Origin of the sequence: Mycobacterium lentiflavum, from assembly GCF_022374895.2 — a bacterium.
Classification (GTDB): Bacteria; Actinomycetota; Actinomycetes; order Mycobacteriales; family Mycobacteriaceae; genus Mycobacterium; species Mycobacterium lentiflavum.
Genome location: NZ_CP092423.2, coordinates 2,815,815 through 2,831,990, shown reverse-complemented (window position 1 = coordinate 2,831,990; position 16,176 = coordinate 2,815,815). Strand labels below are relative to the sequence as shown.

15 protein-coding genes are annotated in these 16,176 nt (G+C 65.5%); 6 read left to right on the top strand and 9 right to left on the bottom strand.

Annotated elements, in window-relative coordinates; translation table 11 throughout:
• Positions 1-93 precede the first annotated feature (93 nt).
• Entirely contained in the window at positions 94-1,716 is a 1,623-nt protein-coding gene (locus tag MJO58_RS13225) for an arylsulfatase (RefSeq protein ID WP_239723079.1), read from the bottom strand.
• Positions 1,717-1,809: 93 nt separating this feature from the next.
• Between MJO58_RS13225 and MJO58_RS13220 the strand changes: the two genes are divergently transcribed.
• Positions 1,810-2,829 carry a nitronate monooxygenase gene (locus tag MJO58_RS13220; RefSeq protein WP_239723078.1) on the top strand — a complete coding sequence of 340 codons (1,020 nt, stop codon included), beginning with the start codon at positions 1,810-1,812 and terminating at the stop codon, positions 2,827-2,829.
• A gap of 49 nt (positions 2,830-2,878) precedes the next feature.
• Here MJO58_RS13220 and MJO58_RS13215 read toward each other — a convergent pair whose 3' ends face one another.
• Positions 2,879-3,103, bottom strand: coding sequence for a hypothetical protein (locus tag MJO58_RS13215; protein WP_090601984.1), 225 nt, complete (start codon positions 3,101-3,103; stop codon positions 2,879-2,881).
• 210 nt (positions 3,104-3,313) lie between these two features.
• Between MJO58_RS13215 and MJO58_RS13210 the strand changes: the two genes are divergently transcribed.
• Positions 3,314-4,036, top strand: coding sequence for a hypothetical protein (locus MJO58_RS13210; RefSeq protein ID WP_090601981.1), 723 nt, complete (start codon positions 3,314-3,316; stop codon positions 4,034-4,036).
• Positions 4,037-4,050: 14 nt separating this feature from the next.
• Here the strand turns inward: MJO58_RS13210 and MJO58_RS13205 are convergent, their stop codons facing one another.
• Complete coding sequence (locus tag MJO58_RS13205; protein WP_239723266.1) at positions 4,051-4,872, bottom strand: class I SAM-dependent methyltransferase; 822 nt, start codon at positions 4,870-4,872, stop codon at positions 4,051-4,053.
• Positions 4,873-5,090: 218 nt separating this feature from the next.
• Between MJO58_RS13205 and MJO58_RS13200 the strand changes: the two genes are divergently transcribed.
• Positions 5,091-5,429 carry a hypothetical protein gene (locus tag MJO58_RS13200; protein ID WP_239723077.1) on the top strand — a complete coding sequence of 113 codons (339 nt, stop codon included), beginning with the start codon at positions 5,091-5,093 and terminating at the stop codon, positions 5,427-5,429.
• A gap of 4 nt (positions 5,430-5,433) precedes the next feature.
• Here MJO58_RS13200 and MJO58_RS13195 read toward each other — a convergent pair whose 3' ends face one another.
• The 3 genes from MJO58_RS13195 to MJO58_RS13185 are packed head-to-tail and all read right to left on the bottom strand — an operon-like array spanning position 5,434 to position 9,133.
• The gene (locus MJO58_RS13195) at positions 5,434-6,702 is read right to left on the bottom strand and encodes an amidohydrolase family protein (RefSeq protein WP_239723076.1); all 1,269 of its coding nucleotides are present in this window, start codon (positions 6,700-6,702) and stop codon (positions 5,434-5,436) included.
• Positions 6,703-6,750: 48 nt separating this feature from the next.
• Positions 6,751-7,524 (bottom strand): class II aldolase/adducin family protein, encoded by a 774-nt coding sequence (locus MJO58_RS13190; RefSeq protein WP_239723075.1) that lies wholly within the window; start codon positions 7,522-7,524, stop codon positions 6,751-6,753.
• Complete coding sequence (locus tag MJO58_RS13185; RefSeq protein WP_239723074.1) at positions 7,511-9,133, bottom strand: class I adenylate-forming enzyme family protein; 1,623 nt, start codon at positions 9,131-9,133, stop codon at positions 7,511-7,513. The genes MJO58_RS13190 and MJO58_RS13185 overlap by 14 nt, the downstream gene beginning before the upstream one ends.
• A gap of 588 nt (positions 9,134-9,721) precedes the next feature.
• Between MJO58_RS13185 and MJO58_RS13180 the strand changes: the two genes are divergently transcribed.
• Together MJO58_RS13180 and MJO58_RS13175 are read left to right on the top strand one after the other, a co-directional pair.
• A complete protein-coding gene (locus MJO58_RS13180; protein ID WP_239723073.1) occupies positions 9,722-10,267 on the top strand; it encodes a hypothetical protein in 546 nt (181 codons plus the stop codon).
• Between the two features lie 58 nt (positions 10,268-10,325).
• Positions 10,326-11,207: an alpha/beta fold hydrolase gene (locus tag MJO58_RS13175; protein WP_090601963.1), complete on the top strand. Its 882-nt coding sequence runs from the start codon at positions 10,326-10,328 to the stop codon at positions 11,205-11,207.
• Here the strand turns inward: MJO58_RS13175 and MJO58_RS13170 are convergent.
• Positions 11,204-11,944 carry an SDR family oxidoreductase gene (locus tag MJO58_RS13170; protein ID WP_239723072.1) on the bottom strand — a complete coding sequence of 247 codons (741 nt, stop codon included), beginning with the start codon at positions 11,942-11,944 and terminating at the stop codon, positions 11,204-11,206. The genes MJO58_RS13175 and MJO58_RS13170 overlap by 4 nt on opposite strands.
• Positions 11,945-12,041: 97 nt before the next feature.
• Here MJO58_RS13170 and MJO58_RS13165 point away from each other — a divergent pair, with 97 nt between their 5' ends.
• Positions 12,042-12,887 carry a DMT family transporter gene (locus MJO58_RS13165; RefSeq protein ID WP_239723071.1) on the top strand — a complete coding sequence of 282 codons (846 nt, stop codon included), beginning with the start codon at positions 12,042-12,044 and terminating at the stop codon, positions 12,885-12,887.
• A gap of 1 nt (position 12,888) precedes the next feature.
• Here the strand turns inward: MJO58_RS13165 and fadD1 are convergent, their stop codons facing one another.
• Both fadD1 and MJO58_RS13155 read right to left on the bottom strand, forming a co-directional pair.
• Positions 12,889-14,493, bottom strand: a complete 1,605-nt coding sequence (fadD1, locus tag MJO58_RS13160; protein WP_090601954.1) for a fatty-acid--CoA ligase FadD1 — start codon at positions 14,491-14,493, stop codon at positions 12,889-12,891.
• Between the two features lie 4 nt (positions 14,494-14,497).
• Positions 14,498-16,111 (bottom strand): flavin-containing monooxygenase, encoded by a 1,614-nt coding sequence (locus tag MJO58_RS13155; protein WP_239723070.1) that lies wholly within the window; start codon positions 16,109-16,111, stop codon positions 14,498-14,500.
• Between the last annotated feature and the right edge of the window lie 65 nt (positions 16,112-16,176).

Genomic DNA, 16,176 nt, shown 5'->3' with positions numbered 1-16,176 from the left:
CAGCAGCCCAAGGACCATTCCGGCCGGCCCGCCGCCAATCACCGCGCACGTTGTCGTCTCAGTGATCGGCCCCTAAATCTGTTGCCCCCGTGATTAACCGAGCAATTGCGGGTCGGCGTCGTACACCGAGACCGGCTCCGTGAGCACACCGTTTTCCTCGACATAGCGGTCCCACAACGCGAGCAGCTCGGCCAACTTGTCGGGACGGGTGGCCGCGAGGTCGTGGATCTCACCCCGGTCGCACGAAAGGTCGTAGAGCTGCCAGGCGCCCGGCCCGTATGGCGGGGGCAGATACAGGGCTTTCCAGTCGCCTTGTCGGATCGCGCGGCGGCCGAACAATTCCCAGCCGGTGCCGGTCTCGCCCGGGTGGACCGCTTCGGCGTCGCACGACAGGTACGGCACCAGGGAGCGCCCGAGCATCGGCTCGATGTCGCGGTCGCGGTAAGAGGCGCCGGGATGTTCGACGCCGGCCAGTTCCAGCACGGTCGGAGTGATGTCCATGACGGTCGCGAACGCGGTGCCGATCGCGTGCTGGCGCGCGAAGCCCGGCCACGTGACGAAACCCACCACCCGGATACCGCCCTCGGTGGTGAAGGCCTTGTGCAACCGCGAAGGCGCCGTGGCGGCCTGTGCCCAGCGGGGTCCGTACCAGATGAACGACGTCGGCCGGCCCAGGTTCTCCAGGCTGTTGTCACAGTTCTTTTCGATCTGCGCGGCGATCTGGGGGCCGCGCAAGGGCATCGCCTCGACGATCGCGCCCTCGGCGCCGTTGTCGGACATGAACATCACGACGGTGTTGTCCAACTCGCCGGTCTCGGCCAGGTAGTCGATCACCCGGCCGATGTTCCAGTCCATCCGGTCCACCATGCCGGCGTAGACCTCCATGGAGCGGGCCGAAATCGCGCGCTCCTCGTCTGTCATATCGGCCCACTCCGGCGCGCCATCGGCGACGACCGGATGCGGCTCGACGTCGGGCGCACAGAGACCGAGGCGCTTCAGCGCCGCCAACCGCTCCTCGCGCAACGCATCCGGGCCCGCGTCGTAGCGGCCGCGGTATTTGGCAACGGACCCATCGGGCGCCTGCAGCGGCCAGTGCGGCGCCTGAAACGGCAGGTATGCGAAGAACGGCCGGTCTCGATCTTTCGGGTCGGCCGCGCGGTCGCGGAAGTAGCCGAGCAAGGTGTCGGTGTAGGAGTCCGACGAGTAGAAGTCTTCTCCCACCGTGACGAACTGGTCGTCTTCGGTGTAAAGCGTTGGCACCGGCGAGAATCCGCGGCCGGCGGCACCGCCGTAGTGACTGGCACCGGCAGGCAGCAGCGCAAAAGAACGCTCGAAACCCCTTGCCCACGGCGATCTTTCAATCGTGTGGCCCAGATGCCATTTGCCCGACATCAGGGTGAAATAGCCGGCGTCGCGCAAGAGTTCCGGCAGCGCGACGACGCGGTCGTTGAGATAACCCTCGTAGCCGGGCGCCCCCTGGAATCCGGGGATCGCGACTTCCAGCATCGTGCCGATACCGGCGACGTGGTGGTCGGTTCCGGTCATCAGCATCGCCCGGGTCGGCGAGCAGGCCGGCGCCGAATGGAAATCGGTGAGCCTGATGCCCGCGTGGGCGAGACGGTCGAGGTTGGGCGTTTCGATTTCGCTGCCGAACGCCCCGATGTCGGAAAACCCGAGGTCGTCTGCCAGGATCACCAAAAAGTTAGGCCGCTTCACGGTGAAGCATCCTGTCAGGTCCGGCACCCGAATGGAACGTTCAAGAACTGACTACGCTCGATTCGGGAAACACTGATCCCGGAGGGGCGTCCAATGTTGGCACAGTTCGAGATGTCGATTCCGCTGGTTGCCGCCCCGATGTCGGGCGGCCCGACCACGCCGGCGATGGTGTCGGCCGCCACCGCGGCAGGCGGGCTGGGCATGCTCGCCGCGGGCTATAAGACGGTGCAGGCCGTCGAAGCCGAGCTCAAGACCGTGCGTGCCGAGGGAATCCCGTTCGGCATCAACCTGTTTGCACCCAACCCGGTGCCGGTCGACCCCGACAGCTACCGCGCTTATGCAGCGATCATCCAAAAGGAGGCCGACCAGTTCGGCCTCGCCCTGCCCGCCGACCCCATCGAGGACACCGATCGGTTCGACGAGAAGATCGCGCTGTTGCTCGATGACCCGGTGCCGATGGTGTCCTTCACGTTCGGCATCCCGCCGCGCAGCGTGATCGTCGCGCTGCAGCAGGCCAAAACCGTGGTGGTCCAAACGGTGACGACGGCGCAGGAGGCGGTGCAGGCCCGCGATGCCGGCGTGGACATGCTGGCCTTACAGGCAGCCGCCGCCGGTGGGCATTCCGGCACCCTCACACCGCTGCGACCGGTGCAGCCGGTCCCGATCGTGGACCTCGTCAAACAGGTGACCGCGACGGTGCCGCTGCCGGTACTGGCCGCCGGGGGGCTGGCAACAGCCGACGCGGTGGCGGACGTGATCCGGGCGGGAGCCGCCGCGGCTGTCGTCGGCACCGCTCTGTTGCGCGCCACCGAAAGCGGTGCGTCGGCGACCCACCAGGCCGCCCTGACCGATCCCGCTCGGACCGAGACGGTGTTGACCCATGCCTTCACCGGGCGCCCCGCCCGCGGACTGCGCAACAGGTTCATCGACGACCACGAGGAACACGCGCCGTTCGGCTATCCCGCAATTCACTACCTGACCAGCCCGCTGCGCAAAGCCGCCGCGGCTGCGGGCAAGCCCGACTACGTCCACCTGTGGGCAGGGACGGGATACCGGCACGCCGCCGCCGCACCCACCGCGGACATTCTGCGGCGGCTTGCTTCCAATCTGTGATGGTCGGCGGCTGCCGGACTCAGTTGCTCAGATATCAGTTGCTCAGGTATCAGTTGCTCAGATAGAGGTACCAAAGACCATCGGAATGCTGAACACAGGAAAAGTGAGTCCAGGTGCCGGGATGGACGACTTCGACATGCGGGCCGTCCGCCATGCACCCGGCCTCCGTCGCATAGTTGCCTTCGACGAGGATCTCGTCGGCGTTGCTGACACCCACGCCGGTGGTCATCATCGCCGAAAAGGCCAATGTAGCTGCAGCGATCAATTTCTTCACAGAATGCCTCCTGCTCGCGTCCGCCCGCTGGGTCCCGACGCCAGGGTTTGCTGAGCCTCGACGTTACCGACTGGGAATCCTCCACGCAATGACCAGATTCGCGCGGACTTCGCAGCTGGGCCACCGTGCTCCGTAGCCCGGCGATGAAATGGTGATGTATAGCCGCGTGCGCCGCCTGCGTCGTACGCTTGCACGCCTTAAATTGGGCTGATGGATGCCCCGCCGGCCGACGTAACCAGAGTCCGGCAAGTGGTCGACGCGCACCCCGATGCGGTAACCGAACTGGCTCCGAGCCCACCGCAGACCGCCGTCGGTTCTCACCAGACGACGGCACCAATCCAGCTCGCCCAGCCCACTGCGCGTTTCTGGACCAAAGAACTCGTATTAGCTCTGGCCGCAATGCTGGCCATGCTTATCACCGCCGTAGCCGCCTCGCATTACTCGTACCAAACCAGCGTTGCTACGGCCGAAAACCTGCACAAACACAGCGCAGCCGAATTTGCGCGGAATGAGCGCAAGAGCATCTATACGGATCTGCTTGCCAAGATGCAGATCATGGTGGCCATCGAGCAAGAGGTCGATGTATCTCGCTACAGCCGGGCGGCCGACCCGTTGACCGAACCAGCGTTCCTCAACGAAATAGGCAAATGGGAAGCGGCAAGCCTGGAATTGTCCAATGCCGCCGCAGCGGTCGACTTGGTCGGATCGGCATCCATGCGGCTTCGGACCCTCGCGCTGCGCGAGGCCAACAACGCCCTCGCCAGTGCTTACGCGGCACTGAATAGCGAGTATCTACGCGAGCCGACTAATCGCGAGAAGATCGAGGCGGCGGTCCGGGAATTCGATTCTCGGCGGACCGCGATGATCCGGGCACGAGTGGACCTGATCGATGAGGCTCGCGCAGACCTGGGCGTGGCGGGCAACCAGTCCTGAGATCGCCCAGAGCGCTAGAACGCAAACCGGTTCAACGTGTCGTACGGGCCGAACGGCGACGCATTGAAGAATCGGTATATCCACCGCACGACGGTGCTGTCGATCTTTTCGTAGCCGGCCTGTGCGGGTGTCTGTTCAACCAATCGCAGCTTTGGATTCCACGTTTCGATGTCACGCGCATTGCCGATCCCCCATCTGATAATGCCCCGGGTGAGCACTTTTGAGAGCAACGGCGCCAGCGCGGAGAGGGTGTCGAATTGCAGCTCCCCGCAATCGAATCGGTCCAGCACGCGCGCGAACAGCTCGCGGACGGCACTCTCCTCCACATACATCAGCAGGCCCTCGGCGACGACGAGTGTCGGGCGGCCGGTAGGAATCTGATCGAGCCAGCTCGACTCGGTGACCGACGAGCCGATCATCTTGTACCGCTCGGTTTCGTCGTAAAGCCGCCGGCGAAGCTCGATAACGCTCGGCTGGTCGAGGTCGAACCACAGCACCGCCGGCGGTAAATCCAGGCGAAAGGCCCGACCGTCGAGGCCGGCGCCCAGGTGCAAGACGACCGCGTCCGGGTGGTGCGAAAGGAAATCGGCGCACCACACGTCGAGCTGCTTCGCGCGCAGCGCGACCAGGTATTGATTGGACGCCGGCAACGAATTCCGGTGTATGCGTTTGAAGTCGTAGTCGATCCGGGCGACGGCATCCGCGGCGGCATGGTCACCGAGAATCGGATGCCGGGAACGGCTTTCGTGGGCACGCAGATACAACGTCACGAGGTTCGTCCACTCGACTGAGCCCCAGCGGACCGAAGTGAAATCAACCTTGCCCGTCGTCAAAATCCCCTCCTGCCCCGCCTGGACTAGCCGCTTACCGATAGCGAAGCGCATCCGGCCCACGATGGCTACCCCCCGAAGCACTCCGCCGGCAAACAAGCTGGTGACGTCCTGCATGCGCTTCGAATAAAGAGTTCGCCCATCCGATCGACCCGGTGCTCCGAAGAACTGTCGAGCAACGGTTGTGGCGGGTGACACCGCTAGGTCAAGAAAGGGGCCGCTCAATGCGACAGGTGACGTTCAAAATGGTCGCTGCCGGCGACGGTTCACCACCTACCTCAACCGGATACTGCTACTACCTGGTGGCCCACGCCGTGGCGACGGTCTTGCTGCTGTTGACCCTCGTTGCCGCGGTTTGGCAATTCATGGACTGGGTCGTTACGCCGTCGTGCCTGGAAGCAAGTTCAGGGTCGTCGTCAGCGGTGGCGGTGGCTGCGGGGACCGCCGCACCGCTGACGGACAAGCCGGTCCGCACCACCGCGGACGGCGCATTTCGCACCGCGGCGCGGACCGACGCGGTGGCCGACTCCGGTGACTGCCCCTGCCCGAAGAGTGCCGACTGAGCCTTCAGAACGCGTCGGGATCCTGCTGGACCGCTGCTGGCACCGGGTGCTGGTACAACCGCGACGCGTTCTCCCAGGTGAACTTGCGGATCGCGTCCGGCGGCAGGTCATCGATCTCCTCGTGGATCGTTTGTTGCGTGTGCGGCCAGGTGGAGTCGCAGTGCGGATAGTCGGCTTCGAGCATGATGTTTTCCATACCGATTCGGTCGCGCTGCACGAACGACGACTTGTCCTCCACCGCGCAGAACCAGAAGTTGCGGGTGAAAACCTCTGCGGGAGTGAGCTTCTCCCCTAGGGCCTGCCAGGTGCCGTACATAGCGTGGTAGCTGAGCATGTGATCGAGGCGATCGAGCAGGCCTGCCACCCAGCCGATTCCGCCTTCCGACAAACAGATCTTGAGATCCGGGAATCTGCTCGGCAATCCGGAGTACAACCAGTCCACGGCCGCCGAGATGGCGTAGGCGAAGAACAGCACGCCCTGTACGTCCGGCGGAGCGTCCTCGGTGGTCGACGGCGAGGAACCCGACGATCCGATATGCAGATTCACCACCGTTTCGGTGTCGGCGCATGCGGCCATGATCGGATCCCAGTGTCCTGAATGGATACTCGGCAACCCCAGCATGGCGGGGTTCTCGCTGAACGTCACCGCGTGGAAGCCGCGCGCGGCGTTCTCGTGGATCATCTTGGCGCCCAGCTCGGGGTCCAGCAGCCAGGGCAGCTGGCAGGGAATGATTCGTTCGGGATACGAACCGGCCCACACCTCGAGGTGCCAGTCGTTCCACGCCCGGACCGAGGCCAGTGCCAGATCGCGATCCTTGGTCACCTGCTGCAACCGCTGGCCGGCGAAGCCAGGCAGAAACGACGGAAAATTCAGCGACGCGTAGATGCCGTTGAGGTCCATGTCCTTGACGCGCTCATGGATATCCCATGCGCCCCTGCGCATTTCGTCGAATCGGACCGGCTCGAAGCCGTACTCGGCCACCGGGCGCCCGACCACAGCGTTGAACCCGACGTTGGGCAGTTCCTGATTGTCATAGACCCAGGTCTGTCCGCCGCTGTCGGTGTCGACGACCCGCGGCGCACGGTCGGCGAACTTTCGGGGCAGCCGGCCGGTGAAGGTGTCCGGGGGTTCCACGATGTGGTCGTCGACCGAGATCACCGTGTAGTGGCGCGGCGAACGCGGCGGGTCCGGCAGAAACGTGACCGAACGCTCGTCGCCGGTCTTGGCCGTCGTGAAATTCAGATTCGAGGCCAGCTCGTCAATCGATTTCATGGGCGGCAATCTCCTTCGGCGTCGGTGGACGGTGAATGCCGGCCGGGCTCAGCTGAGTACATCGCGATCCGCCTTGATCGTCATCCGCGCCGCGCCGGCCCAGTACACGTCAGCGGCCCGCTCGATCAGGGATCGCTGCATGCCCGCCATGTCCGACCAGTTCATCGTGACCGGCTCCTTGCCGGTGAGCATGACGTCGTAGGCCAGCTTGCACACCCGCTCGATCGACGCCGCCCGGTAGACCGCCTCGGCGAGGTTGCGGCCAGTGGCGATGACGCCGTGGTTGGCCAGGATCGTGAGGTTGGCACCGCCGATGCGCGCCGCGAGATCGGCTGCGCGGCGGGGGCTGTCGATCTCGCCATCGTATTCGGCCACCAGGCACAGGTCGTCCAGAAACAACGCGCCGGTCTGATGCACGAGTTCGGGCAGTCTGCCCAGCGCCGCGAGCACACAGACGTAATACGGATGATTGTGGATGACCACTCGGGCGTCCGCGCGGACCCGATGCAGTTCGGTATGGATGTGGATCGCAGGAGTGACGTCCCACCGACCGCGCACCACACGAGCTTCGCTGTCCACCAAGCAGATATCGGACGCGGTGAGTTCCTGCCACCACAAGCCCCAAGGATTGACCAACATGTCGGTTCGTCCGTCGAGCTGCCAGGTGATGTGTCCGGCCATGTTCTCGGAGAACCCGATACCGGCCAGATGGCGGAAGGCCACGGCGAGCGCCTGTTCCTCGGTCAGGTCGACACCGATCAGGGGTACGACGGACGGCGCCCACACCTCCAGACCACCTCGTCGTGGATCAGACGTGTTCATGCTCGGCCTCCACTCTTGCTCGAATATCTTGGCGCAGATCGCCTTTGGCGATTTTTCCGCCGGATGATCGCGGTATTTCGTCGACGACGATGAGGCGTTCGGGTAGCAGTTCTTTGGAAACCCCGAGTGTCAGTAGGTGGCTGACGAGTGCGGGCAAGTCGAGGGTCGCGGAGTCGGCGAGTTCGGCGTAGAGGCAGACCCTCTCGCCAAACATCGGATCCGGCATCGCCACCGCCGCGGCGAGCGCAATCGCGGGGTGAGTCATCACGGCGTCCTCGACCTGTGCCGCGCTGATGTTCTTGCCGGCCCGCAGGATGAAATCGGACGTTCGGCCGGTAATGGTCAAGTAGCCGTCGGCGTCGAGCTCGCAGATGTCGCCCATCAGCATCCAGCCGTCGCGAGTGAACAGCTGGTCGTGGTCGGCACCCCCGAGATAGCCGAGGCTGGTCGCTGGGCCTCGGCACGCCGGCTGACCCCGTCCCGTCGCGGTGACGTCTTGATCCCCGTCGAAGAGCCGGACCGCCATTTCGGGAACGATCCGGCCGCCGGTGCGCAGTCGACGATCCAGCGGGTCGTCCACGGTCGTCGCACTGAGCAGGCCGGTTTCATTCGAGCCGTAGAACTGCAGGATCTTCGCGCCGGTGAGCTCTTCGAATTCGGCCGCCGGCCGGTACGGAATCGCCTCACCGCCGGTGAAAACAACTCGCAGCGAGCTCAGGTCGTAATCCCTGGACGCTCGGTCAGCCATCAGCATCGTCAATTGTGAGCTGACGCAACATAATACGGTCGCTTTGTGCCGGGCTATCGCCGCACACGCCGCGTGCGCCGTGAAGCGATCCAGGATCACCGAGCTGGCGCCCAGATAGATCGGGGTGGTGTGGCTGGTCCATATTCCGAAACCGAAAGGCATGGGGATGACCGGCAAGAACACGTCGTCGGACGTCAACAACCCGTTGGCGACGGCCTTCTGGTGAAAGTAATGCCATCGATTCTGCGTATGCACGACACACTTGGGCAGGCCGGTGGTCCCCGACGTGGAGTTGATCAGGAAGACATCGTCGGGACCGAGTTGAGATTCGGCGGCGACCGCCTTGGGGCGCGCGTCGCTGTTCAGCCGCGGGGTTCCGGCTTCCTTGCCCAGGATCAGCAGGGACACCGATGACTCCGTGGTGGCCCGGGCCGCGTCATCGCTGTGCTTGGGGTCGCTGATCAGGATCTTCGGCGCCGCGTTGCGCAGCAGCGCGCCGACCTCACGGGCCCCGGCGCGCGCCCCGATGCCGACGACGACGGCACCACAACGCTCGATCGCAACGAACAGCATGTGGATCGCGCTGGAGTCGCCGTGCCACACCGCAATTCGGTCTCCGCGCCCGATGCCGATCCCGGCCAGCTGGCCCGCCAAATTATTAGCCGCAGAATCGAATTCGCGCCATGTCAGTGAAGTGCCGGGTTCGTCGGAATAGGCAACGCGGTCCGGTGATCGTTCGGCGTTACGCCGCACCGCGTCCGACAGCGTCGAGTCGGACCACCATCCGGCCGCGCGAAACAGTGCCGAGTCCTCGTCGGTGAATGCCGGCGAGCTCACGGTATCCAGCTCACCGGCGCTCATTACCAAATGATAGGAAACCTATGCGGGATACGGATGGCGGGCCAGCGCTGAGCTAACCGGCTATGGATGCTGCGGCAATGGAAGAGGATCCCCCGGACCATGCACGAGACGCGGGGGGCGCTTCGGGGGCGGCGGCCGGTCGGGATTGATGGGCCCACAGTTCAGGCCGCTGATGCAGCCACCGCCGCCGCCGGCGGGTTTGACCCGCAGGGCGCCGCCGCTATTCCCTGGCGGCGTGGGCGCCACGCTGGACGCCGGAACAGCAGTGCTGCTCGGCGACTCGTCAGCCGAGCCAATACCGCCGAACGCCAGGGCAAGTACGGCCGCACCACCGCACAACGCTGCTACCGTTCTGCCTTTGTAGATCGCCACCCCATCCACAGTAACCTCTGCGCGCATACTTGTCGGCCGACTACAGCCCGTGCGCCGGGCCGGCGCCCGGAAGTGCTGGGGCGGCCTGTGATTGCGGAAGACGCGCAGGGTTGGTGTGCACCTCACCAGGAGTCCTGGCCGTGCGATTACTCACGTGCCTAATTTTAGATCCTTTGCGGCATGCTGTGTAGAGCCACAGCCGAGGAGACGGTCGTCATGGAAATCAGGCAATCTGCCATTTTGTCGGGCCTGCAAGGTAAACGGCTCTGGCCGGGCGTGCTATGCGGCGCGGCCGCCGGCGCGGCGGGCACCACCGCACTGAATGTCATCACCTACCTCGACATCGCGGTGCGAGGCCGTCCGACCAGCAGTACGCCTGAACGAACCGTCGAAGCCATGGCGAGGCTGTTCGGCCTCACGGTTCCCGGCAGCGGCGACGTGCTCGCCAACCGGATCTCCGGCCTCGGCGCGCTGACCGGGTATGCCGCGGGCATCGGCATGGGCATCGTCCTCGGGGTGGCGTATGCCCTAGGCTGGCGGCCCGGACTACTGGTCGCCACGCTCGTCGCCTCGGCGATCGCCCTGATGGGCACGAACGGACCGATGACCGTTCTCGGGGTCACCGACCCGCTCACATGGAGCCCCGTCGACTGGATCAGCGATCTGATTCCGCATCTCGGCTACGGCGTAGTCACCGCCCTGGTGTTGCACTACCTCGCGCCACTGTGCTGGCCCGCGGGCCAGACACTTCCGTCAGGCTAGGGGTCGCGGCCTAACGCCGAACGGAAGCTTTTCGCGTGGCGTGACGTTTCATGTCTGCATGGGCACCGCAAGGACCAATCGGCTGCTTGAACGATATCGGTCATCGGGCCGTTCCTTCACCGCCGGGGGAATCGCCTCATTCGTCCTGGACGCCGGTCCGCCGGACGCACCCCCGGTGGTATGCGTGCATGGTGTGCCATCGTCGGCCTACCTCTACCGCAAAGTCGTTCCGGCGCTGGCCGGGACCGGTTTGCGCGGCATCGCAATCGACCTGCCGGGCCTCGGGTTTGCCGAACGGCCCATCGACGCCGACTACACCTGGACCGGACTTGGCCGATGGTTGCTGACGGCGATCGACGAATTGCAACTCGACCGCTTCCACTTGGTCGTGCACGACATCGGCGGGCCCATCGGCTTCGAGGTGGCCAACGCCGTACCCGAGCGGGTGCTGTCGATGACGTTGCTGAACACCATCATTGAAGTGGAGTCGTTCCACCGGCCATGGCCGATGGAACCTTTCGCCCACCGGGGTATCGGCGAAGCGTGGCTGGCATCGCTGCGCGTACCGGGCGCATTTCTGTCGATCATGCGACTCGTCGGGGTCAGCCGCCATGTTCCCGCCGCGGAGATCGCGTGTTGGGTGCCCCTGCTATTCGGCGACGACGGGGGGCGGGCGTTCCTGAAGATCATGCGCGGCTTCGAGCTGACCGCCGCGAAGGAAAAGCTCTATCTCGACGCCGTCCGGGACGGACCGTACCCCGTGCAAGTCGTGTGGGGCGCGCGCGACAGGATGCTCCCCTGGCGGCGCTGGGGGATCCAAGCGCAACGAGCCGCGGGCGCCACCGATTCAATCCTGTTGCCGGCAAAGCACTTCCTACAGGAAGACAAGCCCCAAGAGATCGCCGATGCGGTCGAACGGTTCGTGAGCCGACACCGCTAGCCCTGGACCGCGGGCCGGATGGTGATGTCCCCGACCTCCACTTCGTCGGGCTGCTCGACGGCGAACGCGATGGCCCGTGCGACCGCGTCCGGCTGAATACCGACGTCGTTCATCGCGCGCCGGATCTGCTCGCGCAACACGACGTCGTCGATCGACTTGTCGAGTTCAGTGTCAACGAAACCCGGCGATATCGACGTCGTACGGATCACGCCATCGGTCGACTCTTGGCGCAGACCTTCCATCACCGTGCGCACCGCGTTTTTGGTCGCCGCGTAGACCGCCATGGTCGGCACGATCTTCAGCCCGGCCGTCGAGACCGTCGTCACGAAGTGTCCGCGGCCCTGTCGGCGAAACACCGGGAGTGCCGCGGCGAATCCGTGCAGCACCCCGCGAAGGTTGACGTCGATCATTGCCGCCCAGCCGTCGACGTCCAGCTCGGAGATCGGCCCGATCTTGCTGATTCCGGCGTTGCTCACCAACACGTCGAGGCGACCGAACTGGTCGACGGCGGTACTGACGAGCCGCTCGAGATCCTCCCGACGGGCGACGTCGACCCGGCAACTGACGGCCTGTCCTCCGTGATCGCATAGCTCGCCTGCGATTTCGTCAAGGCGCTCGACGCGACGGGCTCCCAGGACCAGGCGCGCGCCGCGTCCGGCGAGCAGACGCGCGGTCGCCTCGCCGATCCCGCCGCTCGCCCCGGTGACGGCCACGACCTTGCCTTCGATACCCGTCATCGCTATCCCCTCCACGCCGGTGAATGCCCCACGGCGCCATTGTCGTCCTGCGCCGCAGGCCCTGCCCACGAACTCCGCCTCGGCTACTGTCTGCACTGTGCTGATCGGATTCCTACTCGCTCTGGGTTGCTCGGTGTGCTACGGCACCGCCTCGGTACTGCAGGCTGTCGCGGCGCGGTCGGTGGAATCAGGCGGTACCTCCGGCGTCGACGCGATGCTGCTGCTACGTGCCGTACGGCAGTGGCGCTACATCGCGGGCATTGGCCTGGACGGCGTCGGTTTCCTGCTGCAGGTCGCGGCGCTTCGCCTGGTGCCGATCTACGTCGTCGCCGCAGCGCTGGCCGCCTCGATCGCGGTCACCGGCATCGTGTCGGCGTGGGTGCTCTCGACTCGGCTGTCCAAGGCCGAGTGGACCGCGGTCGGTGTGGTTTGCGTGAGCCTCTTTGCGCTCGCTTGTGCCGCCGGGCCAGGCCACTTCCAGCATGGGCCGGCCGGCCTTGGCTGGGCGCTGATCGTCGTCGCCGCCGCCATCTTCCTCGTCGGCGCCGTGGCCGGCCGGTTGCCCGACCGCGAACGTGCGCTGGTCCTGGGCCTCGGTGCCGGAAGCGGATTCGGCGTCGTCGAGATCGGAGTGCGCCTGGTCGACGAGATCGACCCGACCAAGTCCGCGTTCTACACCAGCCCGGCGCTGTACGCCGCGGCCGCGGGTGGCGCCGCGGGGTTTCTGTTGTTCACCTCCGCCCTACAGCGGGGATCCGTCACCACCACGGTGGCCGCGATGGTCGTCGGTGAAACCATCGCGCCCGCACTTGTCGGCGTGCTGTGGCTGGGTGACACCGCGCGGCCCGGTTGGGGGTGGTTGGTCATCCTGGGGTTCGTTGTGGCCGTAGGCGGCACGTTGGTCCTGGCCCGATTTGGCGAGGCGCCCAGTACCGCGCAGTGAGCTAGGACGGCGCGGCCTCTGAAACCGGTTGTGTCGCAGTCGTATACGTCGTGCCGCGCGGTTCCCTGATCAGCAGCACTCCGCCCGCAGCGTCGATGCCGGCGGCGATCAGCTCACGCTTGAGGATCTTGTTGGTGGCGGTCGTCGGAAGGTCGTCGTTGATGCGCACGTAGCGTGGCCAGGCCTTCGGTGAGAGATCGCGCTGGGTGGCCAGGAACTGCTCGAGATCGGTTGGCCGCAAATCCATTCCGCGACGAAGCACCAGCGCCGCCATTACCTGGTCGCCGACCCGCTCGTCGGGCACGGCATACACCGCGACCTGGCTGACCTGCGGCAGTCGTTCCAGGATCCGCTCGATCGGTGCCGCCGCGAGGTTCTCGCCGTCCACCCGCATCCAGTCGGCGGTGCGGCCGGCAAGGTAGATGAAGCCGTCGGCATCGCGATAGGCCAAATCGCCCGCCCAGTACATGCCGTGTCGCATCCGCTCCGCGGTGGCGTCCGGATCGTTGTAGTAGCCGACGAACGGCCCCGCTCCCGTGGTGTTCACCAGTTCGCCGACAGCGTCGTCGAAGTTGGTCAGCGCGCCGTGTTCGTCGAACTGCGCGACTGCGCACTCCGTCAAAGTTGTGGGGTCATAAATGCTGACACCGGGATACGGCTTGCCGATCGAGCCGGGCGGCGTGCCGTCCTCGCGCACCACGATCACCGCGAACTCGCTGGACCCAAAGCTGTCGACCACCCGGCAACCGAAACGCCGGGCAAATTCCGTGATATCGCGATCGGTGGCCTCGTTGCCGAACGCCATACGCAGCGTCGTGTCGGCGTCGTCGGGACGCTCGGGGGTGGAAAGGATCAGCGAAAGCGGCTTGCCGACGTAATTCAGGTAGGTCACGCCGTAGCGGCGGACATCATCGATGAACCGCGATGGCGAGAACTTGGCGGGGACCATCAGCGCCCCGCTGCCCACGGCGACGGCCCAACCGGCGGCAACGCCGTTGGAGTGAAACAGCGGCATCGCCAGATAGCAGACATCGGCCGCGGTGATGTCGTACTGAAAGACCAGGCTGGCGCCGCACATGATCGCCATTCCGTGTGCGAACCGCACGGCCTTGGGATTGCCGCTGGTTCCGGAGGTGAAGATCATCATGAACGTGTCGGCGGCGGTGACCTCGCGGTGCGCAGTCATGGGCGGCGCCGCGGCCACCAGATCGGCGTAGCGCACCGATCCCACGTTCAGAACCTGAATTCCCGCGAGATCAAGACCTTCCAACAAGGGCAGGTGCTCGTCGTCCATCAGCAGGATCTGACAGTCGGAGCGCTGGATATCGGAAAGCAGCGCGGGCCCGCGGCGGGTGGTGTTGAGCCCGCACAGCACATAGCCGCCCAGCGCGGCGGCGGCCATCGCGCGCAGCATCGGCGGTGAATTGCCCAGCGCGGCACCGACGTGTAACGGGCGGTCCGGGTCGGCGAGGGCAATCACCGCCGCCGCCTCGGCCTCGGCCTCGGCCAGGTGCTCACGCCAAGTCCAGGTGGCCTCGCCGTGTGCGATCGCGGGCGTGTCGTCATGCCTGCGCAGCCGCAATAACTGCTGAACCGTCTCCGGCACTGTCTCACTTTCCCTTTGATCTCGTCGTCAACACCAACCCGGCGTAATTGTGTTGGGCCACATCATCACAGTGGCGCCGGTAGGTACCGAACCCTCCGATATACGGCATGAAGGTGCGCTTCTTGCCTTCGATGTTGGCACCCAGATACCACGACGACGCGGCCCTCGGGAACAGCGTCCGCTCGGCGGCCTGGGCCACCTGATCGGTCCACGCCACGGCCGCGTCGAGGCGCGGCTCGACCTCGCTCGCCCCCTGTTGTCGCGCGGCGTGAATCAGGTCGATGACCCAGTCGACCTGAACCTCGGCGTGCAGCACCATGTTCGCCAGCACCGACGGACTTCCCGGCCCGCTGATCGTGAACAGATTCGGCAGACCGGGCACCATCAGACCGAGGAAGGTCAGCGGCCCGTCATGCCAGATGTCCCGCAGTCGCTCTCCCCCGGGACCGCACGGGTTTATTCGCGTCAACGCCCCCGTCATGGCGTCGAAGCCGGTGGCGAAGATCAGCACGTCGAGCGGATAGGTCGCTTCGCTGGTGCGTACCCCATGCGGGGTGATCTCTCGGATGGGCTCGCGGCGCAGGTTCACCAGCTCCACGTTGTCGCGGTTGAAGCTGGCGTAGTACCCGTTGTCCGTGCAGATCCGTTTGGTTCCGATCGGATGGTCGACCGGAATGAGATCGGTTGCGACGACGGGATCTGTGACGATTTCCCGGATCCGCTCCTCGGCGAACCGCCGGGCGACGTCGTTGGCGGCCAGATCGCTGGTCTGGTCGGGGAAAGTCTTGGCGAAAAGAACGCCACCTTCGCGCCAGCGCTTCCACAACGCCTCGGCCTGCTCCTCGGGTCCGGCGTCGACGGCGTTCTTGGGGTAGGTGCCGTGCGGTGTGCCGGCCGATGCGTACGCCGACGCCCGGCGACGCTCGGGATACTGCTCCTGGATCTCTCGTAGCTCCTCGATCGACCACGGCCGGTTGGGCATGGGAATTGTGTAGTTCGCCGATCGCTGAAACACGACGAGTTTCCGGGCTTGGGCGGCAATGATCGGCGTCACCTGGATCCCGGACGATCCCGTGCCGATCAGGCCCACCAGCTTGTCACGCAGATCGGGATCTTCGCGCGGCCACGCGGCCGTGAAATACACCTCGCCCGAAAAGTCCTCAACGCCTGCGATATTGGGCCGATTCACCGCCGACAGGCAACCGGTGGCGCATAACAGAAATCGTGCCGCATATGTTTGACCGGTCGCGGTCTGGACGTGCCAGCGACCGTCGCCCAGGTCGAACGTGGCACCGACCACGTCGAGACCGAATCGGTAATGGCGACGCAGCTCGAATCGGTCGGCGACGTGGCGCAGGTAGGCCAGGATCTCGGGCTGAGCGGCGAAGCGCTCGCTCCACTGCCAGCTCTTCTGCAGGTCGTCGTCGAAAGAGTAGGAGTAGTCCACGCTTTCGACGTCGCATCGCGCTCCCGGATAGCGATTCCAGTACCACGTGCCGCCCACATCGGGGGCCGCCTCGACGGCGATCACCGACAAGCCCGATGTCGCGAGCCGGTGCACGGCGTAGAGCCCGGCGAACCCGGCGCCGATCACGATGGCGTCGCTTACCTCGGGCATATCGAGACGTCTCGGTATGCCCGGTGCCAGCGCGGGTCGGTGGCGAGCGCGCCGCGCCGAAACCC